Below are 22,145 nucleotides of genomic sequence, written 5' to 3' on the forward strand. Positions count from 1 at the left end.
TGACCGGAACTCCAGCTGTAAGAATATGGTGCTGTTCCACCGGAAACTGTCAGATTGATCGAACCGGTACTTTCACCAAAGCAGTTGATATTGGTTTGAGTACTGCTTATTGAAAGAATAGCAGTGGGTTGAGTAATCAGAATAGTTTCTGTAGAAGTGCATCCTTTCGAATCTGTGACGGTAATTGTGTAAGAACCTGCTGTCAAAGCACTCAAATCCTCTGTCGTCTGGCCGGTACTCCAGTTATAAGAATACGGTGCAGTCCCACCGGAAACTGTCAGATTGATTGAACCGGTGCTTTCTCCAAAGCAGTTGATATTGGTTTGAGTAGTGGTCAGGGATAAAACTGTAGCAGGTTGAGTAATCAAAATCGTTTCTGTAACAGTGCACCCTTTGGAATCTGTGATGGTAGCTGTGTAAGAACCTGCTGTCAAAGCACTCAGGTCTTCCGTTGCCTGACCAGAACTCCAGCTGTAAGAATATGGTGCAGTTCCACCCGAAACTGCTAGATTGATTGCACCGGTACTCTCTCCAAAGCAATTGATATTGGTTTGAAGCGCAGTTAAGGATAAAACTACCGCAGGTTGAGTAATCAGAATCGTTTCTGTAACAGTACATCCTTTTGAATCAGTGACGGTAATTGTGTAAGAACCTGCTGTCAAGCCGCTCAAATCCTCAGCAGTTTGACCGGAACTCCAGGTGTAAGAATATGGTGCTGTTCCACCGGAAACCGTCAGATTGATCGCGCCTGTACTTTCACCAAAGCAGTTGATATTGGTTTGAGTACTGCTTATTGAAAGAATAGCAGTGGGTTGAGTAATCAGAATCGTTTCTGTAGCGGTACACCCTTTGGAATCTGTGACTGTAACCGTATAAGAACCTGCTGCTAAAGCATTCAGGTCTTCCGTTGCCTGACCAGAACTCCAGTTGTAAGAATATGGTGCTGTTCCTCCGGAAACTATCAGATTGATTGAACCGGTGCTTTCTCCAAAGCAGTTGATATTGGTTTGAGTACTGCTTATTGAAAGAATAGCAGTGGGTTGAGTAATCAGAATCGTTTCTGTAGCGGTACACCCTTTGGAATCTGTGATGGTAGCTGTGTAAGAACCTGCTGCTAAAGCATTCAGGTCTTCCGTTGCCTGACCAGAACTCCAGTTGTAAGAATATGGTGCTGTTCCTCCGGAAACTATCAGATTGATTGAACCGGTGCTTTCTCCAAAGCAGTTGATATTGGTTTGGGTGCTGCTCAAAGTAAGAGCTGCCAATGGTTGAGAAATTAAGATAGTGTCAGTTGCTGTACAGCCTATTGAATCAAGCACCGAAATAATATAGGTTCCAGCAGATAAACCATTCAGATCTTCACTTGACTGACCAGAATTCCAGCTATATGTGTAAGGTGCAGTTCCGCCTGATATGGTCAAATTAATCGTACCCGTACTTTCACCGAAACAATTTACATTAGTTTGGCTCGAAATTAAAGTAAGACTTGAACGAGTAATTGATACATCATCCGTGCATCCCCCATAGTCAGATTTTAACATAAAACGATAAATACCATCAGCCGACATACCTGTCACCTCCCCTGTCAATGAATCTATACTTGCATCAACAGGATTTCCAGCCAACTTTATCCATTTGTAACCCAGTCCGGAATCAGCAAGTTTATAGGTACTCTGTGGAGAACAGATTTTTACATCTATTCCAGCACTTGCAACTACATCACGGGTTACGCTAACCGTATCTGTACATCCACTCGAATTAATCAAATGAAATCTATAAAAACCATTGGAGACCATGCCACTTATATTTCCCGATTGATCAATGGTGGCCGGGGCCGGATTCCCAGCAACAATAGCCCAGGTCTCTCCTGAACCTGCAACTTTCAATTTGGCTGTGCTTGAACTGTTACATCCTGTTATATCTGCACCGGCAAGAGGCTTTTCAAATGCCGAAACTGTGATGATCTTATCTGCAGAAATATTGCATGTCGTACCTGATAAATTATTTGCATCTGTAGCAACTTTCAATCTGTACCTATACCCATTCATACTGGGATCAATTGGAATATCGCCGTAAATAGCCTGATATTCATAAGATCCTGTTAATGTGTTATATACAGGACTCCCGGTAGCCGGGCTTCCCATATCTGTCCAGGTTAGTCCACCATCTACACTATTCTGAAAAATATAAGATGCATAGGTATTAATTGAGGCTACGATATTGGCTTTTAAGGGTAAAACACCGTAAGAACAAAATTTCGGAGTCAATGAAATATCAGGATAAGTTATCTCAGGGCCACAAATGGCCATAGAAATATCATCCAGACCAAGATCATTGCCGCTGGCGACAAATGTTGCATTATCAATTCTCAGGTTCACGGAGGTATTGGGACCAGAATACCATAAACCTCCCACCTTTACCCAGGCTGGTTCAAAACTTGTAGAAGCATTCGAATAAGGTATAGCTCCCGAAGTAGATACCAGTTGATTATTAATATAAAAACTGATGTTGGGCTCAGTACCAGGTAAGGCTGCAGAATGATTTCCTGGTAATACATTGATCACATAAGCTGAAAATTCATAGAGCGTATTCGGGCATACTGCAATACTGCTGGCATTATAAAATGTCTTCCCAAATGTTGCGGAGTTTGGTGAGCCATTCACAATCATAGCATATCCTCCATCACCAGTATGATCTGATGCTACCCAATCCGTCTTGATACAGTTACGGGTGGCCATGGTACCAAGTGTTTTCAGAAAGGAATAAGTTCCCTCAGGACCTAGTCCGCCACTCGTTGAAGCATAATTATAATTCGTGAGTCCGGGCTTGGCATTACCAAGGTTTTGTGAAGGCGATGCAACTGTTGAATTATTATTTATGCAACTGCTTGTAGCATTAGCTGTTATAAACGGGGAACTAAAGGTTCCTTGTGCCCCAAGAATATTATTTCCGAGTCCAGCCCCACTGCATACCAGCAATGTTCCATTATCTGTAACCGGAATACTAAATATAGCTGCCGAGTCGTCGGAATTACCATCATTATCAGTTGCAGTAAACGCAAAAGATGCCGTCCCGGTAAATGTGGATTTAACTTCAAACTGTAGTTGTTTCGCCTGAACAGGATTTAAAACCTGATTTACACTAACAATTACATTATTTAAGTACAGGGTACCGTGTAAATTATTGGGAAGGCTTAGAATCTTAAAGGAAATGATAGTACCATCAGAATCACTGCCTATCAGTGGAAGGATTTGGGAGCGGCCGGAAATATTCTGAATAGGAAAGTTATTGATATTGATAGCGATTGGAGGACTTGAAACAAGCCTCCTGTTGTTTTCTGAATTAAAAAAATAAGCAAATAACGGCGAAAAAGAAAAAAGTACGAACAAAAAAATGACTATAAAGCTGGAAATAAGCTTTGGTATAATTCTCATCTTATGTTAATCACAGTAGGTGATTATTTCTACGTCAAAAACCCGAAAAGGTTATGATTTTAACGATAAGAGGGGATATTTTAGAATTTTTTGTTGATTGGGGATCGGAATCTTATCGCGACAGAGTCCTGATATAAAGCTCTTCAACCTTTTTACGAGCCCATTCTGTTTTCCTGAGAAATTTCAGACTGGATGGAATGCCCGGATTCTCATTAAAGCAATTGATCCTGATCAGAGTACCAAGTTTATCCCATCCGTAATGATCTACAAGATACACCAGGATCATTTCTAGGGTTTTGCCATGAAGCGGATTATTTGGCTGCTCTGTTTTCATAGAAAAATTTTAAATTCAGGACAAATGTAAAAAGCAATCTGGATTTTTTCCTTTAAAGATGATTGTCTGACATCCGGATTTTTATTTTCATAAATTTGCTTCATGCAATCCATTTCCAGGGCTGCCAAAATCCGTGAATATGAAGTATAAATTAGGTGAGTTCGTTCGGTTTGTCAATGAACGAAGAGAAGGTTATATCACCAGGATAATTGATGAAAGTACCATTGCGGTAACCGACGACGATGGATTTGAAATTCCGGTACTGGCAAGTCAGGTTACACGTGTGCATGGAAAAACTGATAGCTCTGATGATCTGCCTGTTGAAACCGATTCCGATCTAAAAACATCACAATTCATTTCAAAAGGTATATTTCTTGCCATCAGCCCCGACAAAAGAAGCCCATCGGTAGTTCATTTCCATTTAATCAATTCGAGTTCATGGCAATTGCTAACCACACTATACATCCGAAATAAGAACAAGCATAAAGGCGAATATGCCGGAATTCTAAAGGCTCAGTCCACAGTTCAGATTTATTCATGTTCATTGAATGAACTTGATCTTTGGCCTGAATTTAATATTCAGGCACTTTTTTTCAGCCCGGGCAACGAACAGTATCAAAAGCCTATTGAGTTTTCAGAGAAATTCAAAGCCAAAGATTTTTCCGGAGCGAAAAAGCAACATGAATTACTTGAGCAAGCCGCCTGGTTAATACAGCTTGACAGTCCTGAACCGGTCATTGATCCCGAAAAACTAAAAGAAAGCTTTTTCAGACCTCATGCAGAAAAAATTGAAATAGAAAAGCCAGGAAAAGAGGTTGACCTGCACATCGAAAAGCTCCGGGATGATTATCAGTTCCTGAGCAACTCGGAAATACTGGATATCCAGATGGGTTATTTCCGAAAATCTCTCGATGCGGCAATTGTTCATAAAATACCTTCTATCATTTTTATTCATGGCTCCGGAAACGGTACTTTAAGAAATGAAATATATAAAATCATCAGCAAACATGCCCAGGTTAAAACTTTCATGGATGCCTATAAAGAAAAATTTGGATACGGGGCAACTGAGGTCTTCTTTAAAACCCTGTAAGTCTTCTAAAGGCTGACAGGGTTCTCAAAAGCCGACAGGGTTATAAAATATTATTATCTTTGCGTGACAATGAAAATACTCGGTATCCTTCCGTTATCTCTAAACCTACCGTCTTAATCTCAATACCCTCTCTTTATAAATATGCTTAGTCCTGAAATTGAAAAAAGAAAAACATTTGCGATCATTAGTCACCCAGATGCTGGTAAAACAACGCTAACTGAAAAGTTTCTGCTTTTTGGTGGCGCTATAAACACCGCTGGCACCGTAAAACGAAATAAAGCAAATCAAAGCAGCACATCCGATTTCATGGAGATTGAAAAGCAGCGGGGGATTTCTGTTGCTACGTCAGTAATGGGCTTTGAATATAATGGGAAACGAATCAACATACTTGATACACCGGGACACAAGGATTTTGCTGAAGACACTTACCGCACCTTATCTGCTGTAGATAGTGTTATTCTGATTGTCGATAGTGTTAAAGGTGTCGAAGAGCAAACACAAAAGCTAATGGATGTCTGCAGGATGCGCAATACCCCTGTTATCATATTCGTAAACAAACTTGACCGCGAAGGAAAAGACACCTTTGAACTGCTCGATGAACTTGAGAACAATCTGAATATCAGTGTATGTCCGCTTTCGTGGCCAATAGGGCAAGGTTATAATTTCAAGGGGGTATATAATATATTCGACAAGCAGCTTAATCTATTTAAACCTGATAAATCTAAAATCAGTGAACCGGTAATACAGGTTAAAGATCTTAATGATCCACTACTAACTCAATTTCTGCAGCCTAAAGAACTTAAAACCTTACAGGATGACCTTGAACTTGTTGATGGAGTTTATGGAAATCTGGATAAAGACCTCTACCTGGAAGGTCTGCTTGCACCTGTTTTCTTCGGAAGTGCTATAAATAATTTCGGAATTCGCGAATTGCTTGACACATTTGTTGCTATTGCTCCAAGCCCAAAAAGCCGGGAAGCCAATGAGCGGATGGTAATGGCGAATGAAAAGAATTTTACCGGCTTTGTATTTAAGATCCATGCCAACCTCGATCCAAACCATCGCGACAGAATTGCCTTTTTAAGAATATGTTCCGGCAAGTTTGAACGTAATAAATTCTTTTATCACACCCGACTGAATAAAAAATTGAAATTCTCAAACCCTGTGGATTTTATGGCCAATGAAAAAAGTCTGGTAGAAGAAGCATGGCCAGGGGATGTTGTAGGGCTCTATGACAGCGGGAATTTTAAGATTGGTGATACACTAAGTGAAGGTGAACAATTACAATTTAAAGGAATCCCTAGTTTCTCCCCTGAAATATTCAAAGAAGTTGAAAACCGTGATCCATTAAAATCCAAACAACTTGAAAAAGGCTTGCAACAATTAACAGAAGAAGGTGTTGCTCAATTGTTCGTTCAACAACCCGGAAACCGTAAAATCATTGGTACAGTTGGAGAACTTCAATATGAAGTAATCGTGTTCAGACTTCAGCATGAATATGGTGCAAAATGTGCCTTCAGGCCACTTACATTTAGAAAATCAAGCTGGATGACTTCAAAAGACAAGAAGAATATCAATGAAATAACCCAGCGCAGACATCATCATATTGCGACCGATAAAGATGGAAATCCTGTATTCCTGGCAGATAATGACTGGACATTAAATCTTGCAAAGCGTGATTTTCCTGAAGTTGAGTTTCATAATACTTCGGAGTTTAAGAGACAACAATCTTAGAAGCGGTAAGTTGTAAGTTCCCTAATGTGTTAAGCACCCAGACTTACAACTTATAAGCTACAACTTACAAATAATTACAAATCCCTTTTAACAGTCGGCTTCACAACAGCGGCACTCACTTCATTAAAATACTGTTGTGCAAGCGTCTTATCATGCCCGTAGATATCCTCACGGAAGTGTACATTTCCACTTTCATCAGCCCATGCAGTGAAGTAAACGAGGTAAACTGGTAATACTTGTTTTAGCTTTACATATTTTTCCTGCCCCTGGGCAATTGTGCTTTGAATTTTGTTCATATCCCATCCAACAGGGCGTAAAAGGTATTCCGCTAGTTCAAGTGGCCTTTCAACACGAACACAGCCGTGGCTGAAATTACGTTTTATCTGACTGAATAATTCGTCGTGCGGGGTATCATGAAGATAAATATCATTTGTATTCGGGAAGATGAATTTCACATCGCCAAGGTCATTTTTAGGTCCTGGTTTTTTGCGAAGTGTGTATTTCCAGTTATCCCTGGTAACAGAACTCCAGTTCACTTGCGAAGGACTAACCCGGTTCCCTTTTGCATCAATCAGCTCCATATTCGAGCGGTCAAGATAACCGGGATCACTTGCTATTTTAGGGCCTAGCTCCTCTCTCACGATGCTTGCTGGAACATTCCAGTAAGGTGCAAGAACCACGTTTTCCATCTTATCGCTGAAAATTGGTGTACTGTTCATCGTTTTACCAACGATCACGTTCATTGCTATCTGCTCTTTTCCTTTCTCATATACGCGCAACCTGTATTCCGGGATATTAACAATCAGGTAATCTTCTTCAAAGCTTTTCGGGATCCATCTCCAGCGTTCCATATTCAGGATGATCTGTTTAATCCGCTGATCTACCGGAACGTTAAGAAGCTTTGCAGTTTCAGGATCCAGGGCTCCGTCAGGCTTCATGCCCTGGTCCGATTGAAACTTCTTTAGCGCGTTAACTGTTTCGGCATCGAATGTTGAATCTATCGAACTCAGGTTGAGGCGCTTCTTCAAAGCAGCAACTACGGGCGCCTTTTGCCCTTCTTTTAATTTAGGACTAGGAGTTACTGAAGGCCAGCCCCCGGCAGCCTGAATCTTGCGATAGGCTGCAAGCGCTGATTTAAGTCTCGCATAATCCGGGTGAAGCGGACTAAAGCTAGCATAGGAATACTTACTCTCCCGCTCTTTCAAAACGGCCATTAAAGCCTTATGCAGCTTGATCTTATTCCGCTTAATGTCCCATTCAATTTCTTCATTGTCCCGAGGAATAATTACTCCCCGGTAATAATCAGACGCCCATACAAAATACGTGGATGAAAGAGCTACATCGATCTCTTTCTGGATTGCTGTAAATTTGGCAGAATCGCGCTTCGCAGATTCGAGGTTAGCAAAAAGTGTATTAAAATCTATAAATTGGTATTTCTTAGGATTAAGCCCTTCCTCACCGGCTTTGCTAATCATGTTCAGCATATCCTTAGCCTGAGGAACGATCTCATTATTTTTAAACCAGCCTAACTTAAAATTACGCTCCCTGTAAAATTTTTTCGCCCAATCCGTATGCTCTTTTAGCAAGGGATCATTATTCATATAGTTAATATAGGACATACTATCCAGGGTCGGCTGCGGTTTCCCAGCCACTTGCCTTTCCTGCTTCTTCTTATCACCGCAAGCGGAGGCTAATCCGATGAGGCTGATTCCCGTTAATACCAGGAGATATTTTTTCAGAGATCGGATACTTGTCCGGAAATAGTGATGGGTATTACTATTTTGTTTGGTATTTTTATACATATCGGGTTTCAAGGTTTGGTTATTATTTGGACTCATAATATTGATTATCAGTTATATAGCAAGTGTAAAGGTTTATGTTGTGTTTAGTTGTGCTTGTAATGCAACAAATGTGCCGTTGCTTCACTTCGCTACCCATGACATCGATTATTTTTTGAATTTGTTTCATTGCTAGCGAAGCAATCTCCCTATTAAAGATTATCAGCAAAGTTGCCCGGAACCGCGTCATCTTAACGACGTAATCTATTCATTACGCTTTACAAACAGCCTGGGCAAAAGAAAACTGTATTGCGTAAATTAAACCGGGGCGGCAGCGTTAGCTTTTTTGCCACAGAAATAGCTATAATTATACACCCTTTGTTATGGTAAAAAACTAAAGCAGAGCACGGGACCATCGGAACCGAAGAGCTACTGACTTTGCTTTTCACAAAAATCCAAAACCGCCCCCTGTCGCGCCCGACTGGAGTATTCAGACAGGCCTCACTGAAAAAAGACTACCCGGAAGCTAGCAGGAGGGGGGAAATATTACAAGATAGAAGTATCACCTTCCATCCTCCGCTAAGCTACGGCGGGTAACGTGTGCCAACTTGACACTTCCAACCTTTTGGAACATCCTTTGTTACACACCTTACATCTAAAACATTAATATCAAACAAAGAAAAATGCAAGAAAAAGGAACCATTTCGATCCACACGGAAAATATCTTTCCAATCATTAAGAAATTTTTATACTCTGATAACGAGATCTTCCTGAGAGAGCTGGTTGCAAATGCAGTCGATGCCACTCAAAAAATCAAACGCCTCTCCTCTTTAGGTGAATATAAAGGGGATCTGGGTGAGTTAAAAGTTTCAGTATCGGTCGACGAAAAGAAAAAAACCATCACTATTTCCGACAATGGTTTGGGAATGACAGGCGAAGAAATTAAAAAATACATCAATCAGATTGCATTCTCGGGTGCAACAGAATTTGTTGAGAAATTCAAGGATGCCAAAGATGCGAATGAAATTATCGGAAAATTCGGACTTGGGTTTTACTCAGCCTTCATGGTTGCTGATCAGGTTGAAATTCAAACACTTTCTTATCAGGACGGTGCAGAACCTACGCGCTGGATCTGCGACGGAAGCACAGAATTTGAAATCAGTGCCGGAACACGTGCAAGCAGAGGTACTGATATCATCCTACATGTAAATAAAGAGTCCAAAGAATTTCTGGACAAAGCAAAAATCAAGGTTATTCTTGATAAATACTGTAAATTCCTCCCAATTCCGGTACAATTTGGAACCCGTTCAGAGCAAGAACCTGATGGAGAAGATAAAGAAGGAAAACCAAAATTCAAATCTGTTGAGGTTGATAATATCATCAACAATACCAGTCCGATTTGGACAAAATCTCCTTCTGAATTAAAAGACGAAGATTATCTTGCCTTCTACAAAGAGCTTTATCCATTCTCAGAAGATCCCTTGTTTTGGATCCATCTGAATGTAGATTATCCTTTCAATCTGACAGGTGTTCTATACTTCCCGAAAGTGAAGAATGAGTTTGAAATACAGCGAAATAAAATCAAGCTCTTCTCGCGCCAGGTATTCATTACCGACGAGGTAAAAGATGTAGTTCCTGAATTTTTAATGCTGCTGCATGGAGTAATCGATTCACCGGATATTCCGCTGAACGTTTCAAGAAGCTTCCTGCAAGCTGACAGTGCCGTTAAAAAGATCAATAGTTATATCACCAAAAAAGTGGCCGATAAACTGGCTTCACTGTTCAAGAATGATCGTAAAGCTTTTGAAGAAAAATGGAGCGACATCGGTTTATTCGTAAAATACGGAATGGTTAGTGAAGAGAAGTTTTATGATAAGGGAAAAGATTTCGTGCTGCTTAACAATAGCCAAAACGAATATTTTACTCTTGAAGAGTACAAAGAAAAAGTAAAAGCAGCCCAAACTGATAAGAATGATATGCTGGTTTACCTGTATGCAACCGATACCGATAAGCAGGATACCTTTATACAGTCGGCAAACAAAAAGGGATACGATGTTCTAAACCTGAACTCTCCAATCGATCCGCACTTTATCAGTCAATTGGAGCAAAAACTCGAAAAAACATCCCTTAAGCGTGTTGATGCTGAGGTTGCCGATAAGATCATCAGTAAAGAAGATCAAACCGTACATGTATTGAACGACGAGGAAAAAGCACAGGTTAAAGCAATCTTTGAAAAGGCCATCGTTAAACCAAACATGAGGATTGAGATTGAAAGTCTGAATCCTGAGGAACTTCCTGTTATAGTAACCATGGATGAATTTATGAGACGTATGAAAGATATGTCTAAAATGGGTGGAGGCATGGGATTCTATGGAAATCTCCCGGATAATTATAATGTAGCCATTAATGGTAATCATAAGCTTATCGGTAAAATCCTTCAAACTCAGGACGAGGCAGAACAAACACAATTGGCAAAACAAGCTTTTGATCTGGCTTTATTGTCGCAGGGTATGCTGACTGGTGCTGAGTTAACTGAATTTGTGAACAGAAGTGTGAGTTTGATCTGATAATTCGTCTCTAACCATCGCATATTTAAAAAAAGCATCCTTTCCATTCAAGAAAGGATGCTTTTTTTGTTCAATTGAAATTTAAAATTGAATAATATTCCAGAGGTAAATACTAATTTAGTCGGATGGATGCGCTAAATATTCTCATGGAGAATTATCAGGAATTTGAAGAAACGCGAATAAAAGATCGTTTTTTCAAACATGCTGATCTCCTGAAAATACTGGGAAAGTTAAAGACAAATTCTGCCTTTAGTATAAAAGAAGCAGGAATGTCAACCAAGGGACTTTCCATCAATCTGGTTACCTGGGGTAAAGGGCCCAAACGGGTATTTCTTTGGAGCCAGATGCACGGTGATGAAGCTACGGCTACAATGGCTATTGCTGATCTTTTGAATTTTTTATCACAACCTGGCCAGTTTCGGCAGATTCATGATTTGCTGGCTGAAAAATGCACGCTGTATATATTGCCACTGGTAAATCCTGATGGCGCCGAAGTATTCAATCGCAGGAATGCAATGAATATTGACATTAACCGGGATTTTCATCGGCAACAGAGTCCGGAAGGAAGAATATTACGCCATTTAAGGGATGAAATTAACCCCCACTTTGGCTTTAATCTCCATGATCAAAGCACCTTATGGTCGGCAGGACATACCGGGAATCCGGCAACAATCTCTTTGCTTGCTCCGGCATATGATGAAGGCCTGAGTATCAATTCAACCAGGGAACAGGCAATGAAAGTAATTGCCATCATGAATTCAGCTATTCAAAAAAGTATATCAGATCAAGTCGGACGTTTTGATGATGAATATGAACCAAGGGCATTTGGTGATAATTTTCAGGCTGCAGGAACCAGCACAATATTGATCGAAGCAGGTGGTTTTTACAATGACCCCGAGAAACAATATATCCGAAAAGTATTTTTTAAAGCTATTCTTTCAGGACTGATCAGTATTGCAGATGAAACCTACTTGAAGGCTAAAACCAAAGATTATTTTTCAATACCCGAGAATAAAAAACTACATTTTCACATATTACTCAGGAATTGTAAACTGGAAAAAAATGGCATCCCTTACAAGCTTGATATCGGACTTTGCGCAGAGGAGAAAGTCACAAAGGATGCCAAATCGGTAAAATACACCTATATGGTAACTGAGTTGGGCGACCTGTCGGATTATTTCGGTTACGTAGAATTTAACTGCGAGTTTTTGACTTTAACAGAAAAAACAAAATTGAAGCTTGATGAACCTGCAGATTTAATTGTTCATCATGATAAGAATATTTTGATTAAACTTAAAAATGGGGTTTTGAAAACGGTGATTGGTTGTTAATTGGTTTTTGTTAGTAATTTCAATCATTTATAATAAATTCATTTTTCCTGCTATCTGTTGTCTGTTACCAGGCATACATAACCAGATAACTGGTAACAGACAACAGATAACAGGCAACTGATTACACCTATGGCATTAAACTACATCTGGATCGGCTTCTTTGTAATTGCATTCCTTGTCGCATTAGTTAAGCTAATCTTCTTTGGGGATACTGCGATTTTCAATAATGTAGTTAATGGAATGTTCGACAGTGCAAAAACAGGTGCAGAAATCTCCATAGGTTTGATTGGGGTTATGACTTTCTGGCTGGGCATCATGAAAATCGGCGAACGGGCAGGTATGATCTCGCTTTTTGCAAAAGGTGTGAGTCCGTTTTTTAGCAGATTATTTCCCGGAGTACCTAAAAATCACCCGGCCAATGGTTCAATCATCATGAACTTTTCGGCCAATATGCTGGGACTGGATAATGCAGCTACTCCTGTAGGTTTGAAAGCCATGCAGGAATTGCAGGAATTAAATCCTGAAAAAGATACTGCAACAAATGCTCAGATCATGTTCCTAGTGCTGAATACAGCTGGAATTACCCTGATACCAACAGGGGTTATTGCATTGCGAATGGCAAATGGTGCTGCAAATCCAGCAGATGTGTTTATTCCTTGTTTGATAGGCACGTTTATTTCATTTTTAGCCGGGATGATCGCAGTATCTTTCTACCAAAAGATCAATCTATTACAGCTTCCTATATTGATATTTTTCGGAGGGTTCATTGCCCTGATGGCTGGATTATATTTCTGGCTTGGAAGTCTCCCTCCTGATCAGATACAGATCTATGCTGGCTTATTAGGAGGTATCATTATTTTTTCAATCATCACCCTGTTCATCGTTTATGGGGCTTCTAAAAAAGTAAATGTTTATGAGGCATTTATTGATGGCGCGAAAGAAGGTTTCAGTACCTCCATCATGATTATTCCCTTTCTGATTGCAATTCTGGTTGCCATCAGTGCATTTCGTACCACAGGATGTATGGATTATGTGGTAAATGCAATCGGTGCAGTGGTTGCTGCCATGGGACTGGATACTTCCTTCGTTCCGGCGCTTCCTGTAGGTTTAATGAAGACCTTGAGTGGTGGTGGTGCAAGAGGACTAATGGTCGATGTTATGACCACCTATGGTGCTGATTCCTTTCAGGGTAGACTGGCAAGTGTGATTCAGGGTAGCTCAGAAACTACATTTTATGTACTGGCGGTATATTTCGGGTCAGTTGGAATTAAGAAACCACGGTATGCATTAGTCTGCGGACTTATTGCAGATCTAGTTGGACTCATCGCCGCAATTTTCCTGACCTACCTCTTCTTCGGACATACCATTTAATAGTAACCAGACTTTAATAATTTAACCTTCCTTATATCGAATTCAGATTAATTTATTATCTTTTAGTGTTACCTCACTCATCAATTGACGGATAAAGTTTCAATAATTTCATCCTATCATCGTCCCAGTTAAACCGCCATTTTATTTAAGCCTCCCTGGTATTCCGATTGGTTTGTCAAAGTATTTATGACATGACACTAGTACGGCCGCTCAATAGGCCCCAGCTTTAGCTAGGGTTAACCAGTTTGTTCGTTTTTGGGCTTCAGCCCAACATTCAGCAACATGTGAGGAAAATTACATTGGGCTTTAGCCCGATAGCTAGAAATTTTGGCGCTGAAGCACCAGTATTTGTTCCGTTCTGGTCGCTCAGGCTTTGGGCTGAAGCCGATCTGAAAACCTGATCTTTACCCGGAGCTAAAGCCCCTGTCTATTGAGCGATGCGGGTATCCCAAGACACAGTATTTTTTATTCAATCATTTCAATTACCCAACATTCAGTGTCATCTCACCTATTAATTGATGTTTAGAGTTTCAATAGTTTTACCCTGGTATAGTCACATTAAACTGTCTTTATTTTAGCCTCCTTAGTATTCCGATGTGATCGTCAAATTAAGTATGACGTGACACTAGTTTATTAAGAATAATTAAAATTATTCCAGCCGTATCATATTCGAATATCCCCTGACAATTAATCTGTTCTTTATGGGGAGCCATAGTTCACATTGCAGGTTGATTATCTGTTTACCTCGCTTAACAACCGAGCTTCTAGCTTCAATAATATCTCCCTCATGTGCCGGAGCAAAATAGTCTATGTAATTATTGATGGTAGTGTAATGATGGCTTAAATTCATTGTAAACACGGTTGCACCGATAACATCATCAATTATACCGGCACTAACCCCGCCATGCAGGACCTGCATCGGATTGGTCATATCCTTTCTGATCCGGTATTCAAAAATCAGGGCACCAGCTTCAGCACTTCTGACGATAGGTTTGAGCCAGTGGGCAAAGGGTGAGGGGCTATTGCTGAACTCTTTTCCAATTTCCTGCTGGATCGCAGCTAAATGTGCGTTAATTTCGTTCATCTCAATTTTTAATTATAATAAAATATTGGTGTTTAACAATAGAATTCCTGTTCATCAAAAAAGAATCAAAGCAATAATCAAGGTTACAATCACATTGAAGCCCTGAGCGATCAAAAAAGCGTAAAAAGGTTTCTTGCTCTGTTTATTAAAAAGATCAGCAAAATTGGTTTCAAGCCCGATGCTGGTAAATGCTAGCGCAAACCATAAGCCCTGCAAGTTTTTAAGACTCCCTTTTACAGATGAACTGACTTCAGGACTCAATACAAAAGAAAACAATAACGAAGCTGCCAGAAAACCCAAAACGAATTTGGGAAAACGCTCCCAGATGACTTTCAGACCTGGCTTCCCATCAGGCTCATTAGCTTTTGGGTGTTTGGTATAAGTCCAGTAAACGGAGATTGCAAAAGCGGCCAAACCCAGCAATACATTTTGGGAGAACTTAACAATGGTACTGATCTTTAATGCAGTTTCCCCAACTAATGAACCTGAGGCAACTACCGCACCTGTGGTATCGATACTGCCACCAAGCCATGCACCTGTAACTTCCTGCGATAAGTCAAAGTATTTGGCTATCATAGGCATGAATATCATCATCGGAATAGCTGTGATCAATACCATTGAAATTACATAGGAAAGCTTTTTCGAATCTCCATTAATTGCTCCTGAAGTTGCAATAGCTGCCGAAACACCACAGATAGAAACCGCACTGGAGATCATCATTGTGAGTTCATCGTCTATTTTCATCTTCTTACACAGCCAGAAAGCAAAATACCATACCGATACAACCACAGCCAAAGCCTGAATCAGTCCGAGTGAGCCTGCTTTTAATACATCAGAGAAGATTACACTAGTTCCCAGCAACACTAGTCCGATTTTGACGAACAATTCGGTTGAAAGTGATGAACGCAGCCATTCAGGTAGTTTAAAGAAGTTACTGATAGCAAGCCCCAGACTTAGACTAAAAATAACTGCCTCGAGATTAAAAGATTTGACCTGACTATTCCCTGCAAGTATTAAAGCAATGATGGTGATTAGATAGACCAATGGAAAACCAAATAAAAAATGTTTAAATGGCTTTCCTGTTAAAAATGCACCTATTGCAGCTATGACCAATACAAACATGAACTGGATAAAAATGAGACTCAGATTACTGGCTGAGAGTACCTTCCCGAAAAGCTCACCGGAATTACTCCAACTGAAAGCCGGGACTTCTAAAATTAGTCCTACAATCGACAGGATAATGATCAGAGCACCCAGTATTACAACTGTCCAGTCCTCATGAATTGCAACTTTTTTCTGTTCTGACATAAAATTTATAATGTGATTTTGATATTAAAAATGTCCTTAAGTACTTGCTTAGCAGCATTATAACCACACATCCCATGTACTCCTCCACCCGGAGGAGTTGATGATGAGCAAATATAGATTCCTCTCGCAGAAGTACGGTATGGCGAACTTCTGAGGGCGGGACGGGTAAATAGCTGACCTATATCTATAACTCCTCCATTGATATCTCCACCAATATAATTGGGATTATATGCTTCAATTTCCCGGGTATTCATCGTATGTTTTGCGAGAATCAAATCTTTGAATCCTGGCGCAAAACGTTCTACCTGATTTTCGATGGCATTTGTCATGTCCTTCTCAGATCCATTGGGCACGTGGCAATATGCCCATGCCGTATGTTTACCTTCAGGGGCACGCAAAGAATCAAATAAACTTTGCTGAGCCAAAAGAACAAATGGCTTTTCAGGTAATACACCTGCATTTGTCATTTCTTCCCCCCTAGCAATCTCCTCAAAAGTGTTTCCAAGATGAACAGTTCCTGCTTTACGGCATTCGAGAGCAGTAAAAGGAATCTGTCCATCCAAGGCCCAGTCTATTTTAAAAACTCCCATCCCATATCGGTATCGCTTTAATTGCCAGGAATAAATAGATGAAAAACGCTCCCCTGCTATTTCCAGAATCTGTTTCGGAGTAAGATCAAAGAGAACAACAGTAGATGCAGGTATATCTTTCATTGATCGAACAGGTATACCAGTTTCTATTTTTCCACCGATTGAAAGAAAGTAGGAAACAAGTGCATTAGCAATTACTTTTGATCCACCTTTAGGCACAGGCCAGCCTTTTAGGTGTCCGGTAGCCATTAAGACCAGTCCGAAGGCTGAAGTACCTAAATTGCTTAATGGTTGCAGTGAATGGGCTGCCATACCTGCCCATAGACCTCTGGCTTCTTTAGCTTTAAATTTCCGTACAAGTGATGTTGCAGAACGCAAAGCATTCAGGCCAAATGCAGCCATATCTAAGGGATGCTTTGGCAAATTCAAAGGTCTCAGTAAATCCTTCACCAAGCCGGGCCAGCTTTTGACCAGCGGGTTTAACAAATTGCTATAGGTTTCCTTGTCAATCCCAAGAGTTTCGGCGGTATTGTCTACACTTCCGTTCAGTGCTGCCGAAGTTCCATCATCAAACGGATGGGCTGCTGCCACCCCCGGATAAATATATTCGAGTCCGTGTTGCTCAAGTGGCAAGGAATTAAAAAAAGGAGAACCAGCTGCCAATGGATGAATCGCAGAACAGATATCATGTACAAATCCGGGCAAAGTGAGTTCTGCAGATCTTAATCCTCCTCCTAGTGAATCCTTTGCCTCCAGGATCAGAACAGAAAGTCCGGCCTGTTGTAAGGTAATTGCTGCTGACAAACCATTTGGGCCTGAACCTATAACAATTGCATCAAATTCAGAACTGACATTTACTCGTCTCATTTTAGATGAATATCATCATTCTGGACTAAAAAACATAATAATACCCTAAATATGAGGAATCATATCAAACTTTAATTTATAGATGGCTGAAGTAAAAAAACAGACAGATTTTACCATTTAGCAATTACAAAAGCAATAGACCTTTCCTTAAATAAATACATCATCCGAAATTGTAAAGAATCCTTATTTTCGAAAGCAAAACCGTATAACATGAATTCAAAAATAGATTTAATCAGAAAAACAAGGTTCAAAGCATTGGAAATTATCAACGGACTAAGTATTCCGGAATTAAATAAAATTCCCGAAGGATTCAACAATAATATTATCTGGCATCTGGGACATCTGATCGCTGCCCAGGAAGGAATATTTTACCTTCGGGGCAAACTTGAACTTAATGTAGAACAGGAGTTTTTCAATTCATTCAAGAATGGTTCAAGACCTGATCGTGAGATTCTTGCTGAAGAGCTTGAAAACATTAAATCCCTACTTTTCAGTAGTCTGGATCAGTTTGAATCAGACCTGGGGAAAAATGTCTTTCATAATTATCCTGCATGGACTACCAGTATGGGAATAGAAATCAATTCTATTGAAGATGCATTAAACTTTTTGCCATTTCATGAAGGACTTCACCTGAGTTATATTATGGTGTATAAACGTATGATTTTCTAATACTTATTTCTTAAATATCCTTTTAAGATTTAGAGCTGATTTCCCAACTGTACTTATTTTATCGGCAATAGATTCGATAACATAAGGATCAACCTGTTCAATATTATTCATATTTATACCCTGATCAAGCTGTTTTGGATAAACAATCAAGAAACTGTTGGAATTGAAATATGTTCCTAAATAGTAAGGTAATTTCTCTAAATAATTGTTGTATGAAATATGCCCCTTTCGGGAAGTAATCACGACAAAAAAATCATTTGGTTTCAGCTCTCTGCTGAAGATTAAAAAATCTTCCCAGTTATCAAATTCGCTATATGACACACTAATCTGGCTCTTTGCCTTCTGATGGGCACTTTTAATTTCCGACAAGGTACCAGGTGTTGCATAGAACCAAATCGGAATTCCGGCAGATATGGCAACAATTGATAATTTGTTTAACCAATGAAAGAAACCAGGCTCCTGCTCAGCATTTTTAGAAACAAGTACGAGCATCCTTTTTAATGTATTAAATGGCTGTGCTGGTTTGTAGATATAAATAGTTTCAGGAATTTTATTGAACAATTCTTCAGTTGTAGAGCCAAAAAACTTGTTTTGATCTGATTTATGATGAAGGCCAATTAGAATATCTGTAATCTTATGTTCCTTAATCGTATAAATAATACCATGGCTGATATTAATATCGTATCGGGTAAGTGGATGAATAGTGTTCTCAGTTGCCGCAGCATGCATGATTGCCTTTTCCAATACTTTTTCAGGCTTTACTTGAGTATTGCTATCTGACCATTCATCATCCGTAACATGAAGTGCATAAACAGGAACTGAACTCTTTGAAGGTTTAAGCATTAAACCAAAATCAACCAGTTCATTTACCGAATCAGGATATGCCAGGGAAATCAGGATTTTTTCCTCTCCCAAATCAGAATCGCTACTATCCGATTCATTGATTAGTGCCAGACGTCTTGAAGCTTTTTCAACCACAAATGAACTGACTGCACAACTTACCAGAATTAACAGAATCGTACCGTTAAGCACATCCTCGTTCAATAATCGTATCGGTTCACCTGAACTCGTTTCACCAATAATAATGTTATAACCTACCAGAATAATAGCTAAAGTTGCAGCAGCATGGCTAGAGCTTAATCCAAAAATAAGTCTCCCCTCCTCAGATGTTAGCTTAAAAGCCTTCTGAGTTATTACTGCTGCGAGATATTTGGCTAAAATGGCCACAAAAATGATCACTCCTGCAACTTTCAGTGCTCCCCAGCCATTGACCAGAACACTTATATCAACCAGCATTCCTACACTGATCAAAAAAAACGGGATAAAAATTGCATTCCCAACAAAGTCAATACGATTCATCAATGGAGAGGAATGAGGTACAAATTTGTTAAGTACCAAACCCGAAAAAAAAGCCCCGATTATGGCTTCTAGTCCGGCTGCTTCCGCCAGAAAAGAAGCCAAAAAAACCATAGCTAACACAAAAATATATTGAGAAACACTATCGTCATAATGCTTAAAAAACCACCTCGTTATCATCGGAAATACAAAAAATACAATAGACACAAATGCTGCTGTTGAAATTATCAACTGCAGCCAGAAGCTTAAAGAAACTTCTTCCTTCGTTACCCCTGAAATACCAGCAAGTATAAGCAAGGCAAGAATGTCGGTAATCATTGTCCCACCGATTGTTAGTGTCACTGCCCGGTTTTTTGCAATTCCATATTTACTGGCAATGGGATATGAAACCAATGTATGTGTTGAAAACATACTTGCAAGCAACATTGATGAGAGAAAACTATATCCTAATATGTAGTAACTAGCCATAATTCCGAGAACGAATGGCAATAAAAACGTAAGTAAACCAAAGAACAATATTTTAGTTCTGTTCTTCTTAAATTCTACCAGATCTATTTCAAGACCAGCAAGAAACATGATATATAATAACCCTACAGTACCAAATAAAACAATACTGCTATCCCTTCTCAGGAGATCTAATCCATAAGGACCTACAATAACACCGGCAAGTATAAGCCCTATGATATGAGGTACCTTAATCTTATTGAATAAAATCGGAGCAAATAATATGATGAAAAGAACCAGGGAAAATATAATTACCGGGTTCCTTAATGGTAATGAAAGATCGAGAGCTGATAATATAAGCATATCAAATTTTAAAGGGTATTTATTTTAGATAATCCGACTGAGTAGATAATTTTACAATTACCTCCCTGATTAATTTCTCTGATCCCTTCCATCTTACTATCAGAAATTTGATTGAGCTGAATGTTCATGCTTGTTAAGAGATTACCCTCCTGCTGCCTTGACTGGACTGTCAGGCCGGTTTCGGTGTATACTCCCAGGTACACTCTGCTTATGCTGTTTTTAGACATTACCTTAACAACTACTCTGTTATTATGATAAGCAATATTCCATCGCTCAGTTTTAGTATCTCCAAGAGCTGAACCTTCACAACTGGTTTCAATACACTTCATAATCACAGTCCAGTTTCCAATCAGCTTTGAATTATAAATTCCGGTTGTGTCACCAATATGCTCCAAACTATCTAAAAGCTGTTCACGGCTACTAAGATCAATGTCTCTGGAAATAAGCTGCTGCTCAAATATCTTTAATTCTTCCTCCTTCTGTGTAACTTTCAATTCCCGCAATTTAAGCTGATTAGAACCTTCCTTGTTACCACAAGCTATAAGAAATGAAATAATTAAAATAAAGCTGATCAAATGTGATTTTAACATTGACATCCTGATTTATTTGGTTTAAAAAATATTTCGATAACCCGAAAGTATCAGAAATTTTAAGCCCGGCCATATAAAAATATTAGAATACGATTTTAATATTTATACCTGAAGTAGGGAATATACGCCAAATTGAGCTAAAAAAAAAGGATAAATAAAATTTTAAAGATCCATCTCATAGTAGAAAATGGCTAACTTCCGAAACTAAGGAAGCAATGAAAGAGAATCAAGCGTGTGATATTTATGTTCGACTACCCGACCTTTTACATTAACAATCCTGAACCCCGAACTATCGGCTCCGAGTGGTCTTCCGACAGGCCCGGTAGTGATCATTTCCAAATCACCAGCTTTTCCATACGAATTACGATGATAGTGGCCTGCAAAAACCTGTTTTACGCCATAATGCTTAAATAATTCAAGATACATTTTGCGGCGCTCAGTATTAATATTGAAATATTCGTCAGGTTCATTTTGATCTTTCAGGAAGAGTGAGTGGTGCATAAATACCATGATGTTTTTTGCTCCTGAATTTTTAGCCTTTTCTAAGATAATTCTTAACCAGGCTTCCTGTGCTGCGGCCTCGGCTGGCGCCAATGAAGGGTCTTTGATCAATGATGAATTAATTATTATTCCAAGCATATTACCTGAACGGAAAGTATAGCGGTCCTCGCCAAAATGCTTTTTATAAAGTTCAAGACTGGCAGGAGTTGGAACATTTTCGACATCATGATTGCCGGAAACGCTGTACAATTTAATTGAGGGATCCAGTTTAGCAGCAATCCGCTTATATTCTGCAATCTGTGCAAGATCACCGGGTTTGTTTACAAGATCGCCGCATATTATTACAAAAGCAGGTTTTAAACGGTTTGACTCAGCAATTGCCCTTTCCATGTTTACAGTTTCCCTGCTGAATTCCTTATTGGCATTAAAAAAACCAAATTGGGTATCTGCCATTTGAAAAAATGTATAGGGCTTTGATGAGCAGCCTGCTATCAATAAGAATAAAAGGATTGCAAGTATATGTCCGGGATAAAAAAATCTTTTCATTTGTTAAATATCTCTATTCAATATGACTAAGCAAAACATTTATATGATCATTACGTTAAGTTTATGCTAAAAAACACGATGAATACGCAGAGAACATCTCTGAATGTGTTGATTTATCTGGAATTTAAAATATAACATCTAAGCATAGCAATAATTATGTGTTTATATTCTGTTGACCTTAATTTCTT

The 22,145-nt window shown here is 39.4% G+C and carries 15 protein-coding genes; 6 read left to right on the plus strand and 9 right to left on the minus strand.

Translation table 11 applies throughout. From position 1 onward, the window contains the following. Nucleotides 1–3,434: SprB repeat-containing protein (locus tag Q8M41_RS07305; RefSeq protein ID WP_305364593.1), on the minus strand; the 3,434-nt coding region annotated here is incomplete at its 3' end. A 112-nt stretch (nucleotides 3,435–3,546) separates the two neighbouring features. After that, nucleotides 3,547–3,768: a VF530 family protein gene (locus Q8M41_RS07310; RefSeq protein ID WP_305364594.1), complete on the minus strand. Its 222-nt coding sequence runs from the start codon at nucleotides 3,766–3,768 to the stop codon at nucleotides 3,547–3,549. A 139-nt stretch (nucleotides 3,769–3,907) separates the two neighbouring features. Between Q8M41_RS07310 and Q8M41_RS07315 the strand changes: the two genes are divergently transcribed. Beyond that, the gene (locus tag Q8M41_RS07315; protein WP_305364595.1) at nucleotides 3,908–4,858 is read left to right on the plus strand and encodes a Smr/MutS family protein; all 951 of its coding nucleotides are present in this window, start codon (nucleotides 3,908–3,910) and stop codon (nucleotides 4,856–4,858) included. Between the two features lie 141 nt (nucleotides 4,859–4,999). Beyond that, entirely contained in the window at nucleotides 5,000–6,592 is a 1,593-nt protein-coding gene (locus Q8M41_RS07320) for a peptide chain release factor 3 (RefSeq protein WP_305364596.1), read from the plus strand. Between the two features lie 74 nt (nucleotides 6,593–6,666). On the opposite strand, the gene Q8M41_RS07325 is transcribed toward Q8M41_RS07320, so the two are convergent. Beyond that, complete coding sequence (locus tag Q8M41_RS07325) at nucleotides 6,667–8,430, minus strand: murein L,D-transpeptidase (RefSeq protein WP_305364597.1); 1,764 nt, start codon at nucleotides 8,428–8,430, stop codon at nucleotides 6,667–6,669. Between the two features lie 623 nt (nucleotides 8,431–9,053). On the opposite strand from Q8M41_RS07325, the gene htpG reads away from it, so the two are divergent. From htpG to Q8M41_RS07340, 3 genes are all read left to right on the plus strand, one after another. Beyond that, nucleotides 9,054–10,937, plus strand: a complete 1,884-nt coding sequence (htpG, locus tag Q8M41_RS07330; RefSeq protein ID WP_305364598.1) for a molecular chaperone HtpG — start codon at nucleotides 9,054–9,056, stop codon at nucleotides 10,935–10,937. 125 nt (nucleotides 10,938–11,062) lie between these two features. Then, complete coding sequence (locus Q8M41_RS07335; RefSeq protein ID WP_305364599.1) at nucleotides 11,063–12,268, plus strand: M14 family zinc carboxypeptidase; 1,206 nt, start codon at nucleotides 11,063–11,065, stop codon at nucleotides 12,266–12,268. 129 nt (nucleotides 12,269–12,397) lie between these two features. Then, nucleotides 12,398–13,639: a nucleoside recognition domain-containing protein gene (locus Q8M41_RS07340; RefSeq protein ID WP_305364600.1), complete on the plus strand. Its 1,242-nt coding sequence runs from the start codon at nucleotides 12,398–12,400 to the stop codon at nucleotides 13,637–13,639. A gap of 649 nt (nucleotides 13,640–14,288) precedes the next feature. Here the strand turns inward: Q8M41_RS07340 and Q8M41_RS07345 are convergent. The 3 genes from Q8M41_RS07345 to Q8M41_RS07355 are packed head-to-tail and all read right to left on the minus strand — an operon-like array spanning nucleotide 14,289 to nucleotide 17,488. Further along, nucleotides 14,289–14,723, minus strand: coding sequence for a PaaI family thioesterase (locus tag Q8M41_RS07345; protein WP_305364601.1), 435 nt, complete (start codon nucleotides 14,721–14,723; stop codon nucleotides 14,289–14,291). 54 nt (nucleotides 14,724–14,777) lie between these two features. After that, the gene (locus Q8M41_RS07350; protein ID WP_305364602.1) at nucleotides 14,778–16,031 is read right to left on the minus strand and encodes a YeiH family protein; all 1,254 of its coding nucleotides are present in this window, start codon (nucleotides 16,029–16,031) and stop codon (nucleotides 14,778–14,780) included. Nucleotides 16,032–16,036: 5 nt separating this feature from the next. Next, nucleotides 16,037–17,488, minus strand: a complete 1,452-nt coding sequence (locus Q8M41_RS07355; RefSeq protein ID WP_305364603.1) for an NAD(P)/FAD-dependent oxidoreductase — start codon at nucleotides 17,486–17,488, stop codon at nucleotides 16,037–16,039. Between the two features lie 210 nt (nucleotides 17,489–17,698). Between Q8M41_RS07355 and Q8M41_RS07360 the strand changes: the two genes are divergently transcribed. After that, nucleotides 17,699–18,157, plus strand: coding sequence for a DinB family protein (locus tag Q8M41_RS07360; RefSeq protein WP_305364604.1), 459 nt, complete (start codon nucleotides 17,699–17,701; stop codon nucleotides 18,155–18,157). Between the two features lie 3 nt (nucleotides 18,158–18,160). On the opposite strand, the gene Q8M41_RS07365 is transcribed toward Q8M41_RS07360, so the two are convergent. The 3 genes from Q8M41_RS07365 to Q8M41_RS07375 form a co-directional block, all read right to left on the minus strand. Further along, nucleotides 18,161–20,320 (minus strand): cation:proton antiporter, encoded by a 2,160-nt coding sequence (locus Q8M41_RS07365; RefSeq protein WP_305364605.1) that lies wholly within the window; start codon nucleotides 20,318–20,320, stop codon nucleotides 18,161–18,163. A gap of 8 nt (nucleotides 20,321–20,328) precedes the next feature. After that, nucleotides 20,329–20,910, minus strand: a complete 582-nt coding sequence (locus Q8M41_RS07370) for a hypothetical protein (RefSeq protein WP_305364606.1) — start codon at nucleotides 20,908–20,910, stop codon at nucleotides 20,329–20,331. 204 nt (nucleotides 20,911–21,114) lie between these two features. After that, the gene (locus tag Q8M41_RS07375) at nucleotides 21,115–21,957 is read right to left on the minus strand and encodes a metallophosphoesterase (RefSeq protein WP_305364607.1); all 843 of its coding nucleotides are present in this window, start codon (nucleotides 21,955–21,957) and stop codon (nucleotides 21,115–21,117) included. Between the last annotated feature and the right edge of the window lie 188 nt (nucleotides 21,958–22,145).

Source organism: Daejeonella sp., from assembly GCF_030684675.1.
GTDB lineage: Bacteria > Bacteroidota > Bacteroidia > Sphingobacteriales > Sphingobacteriaceae > Daejeonella.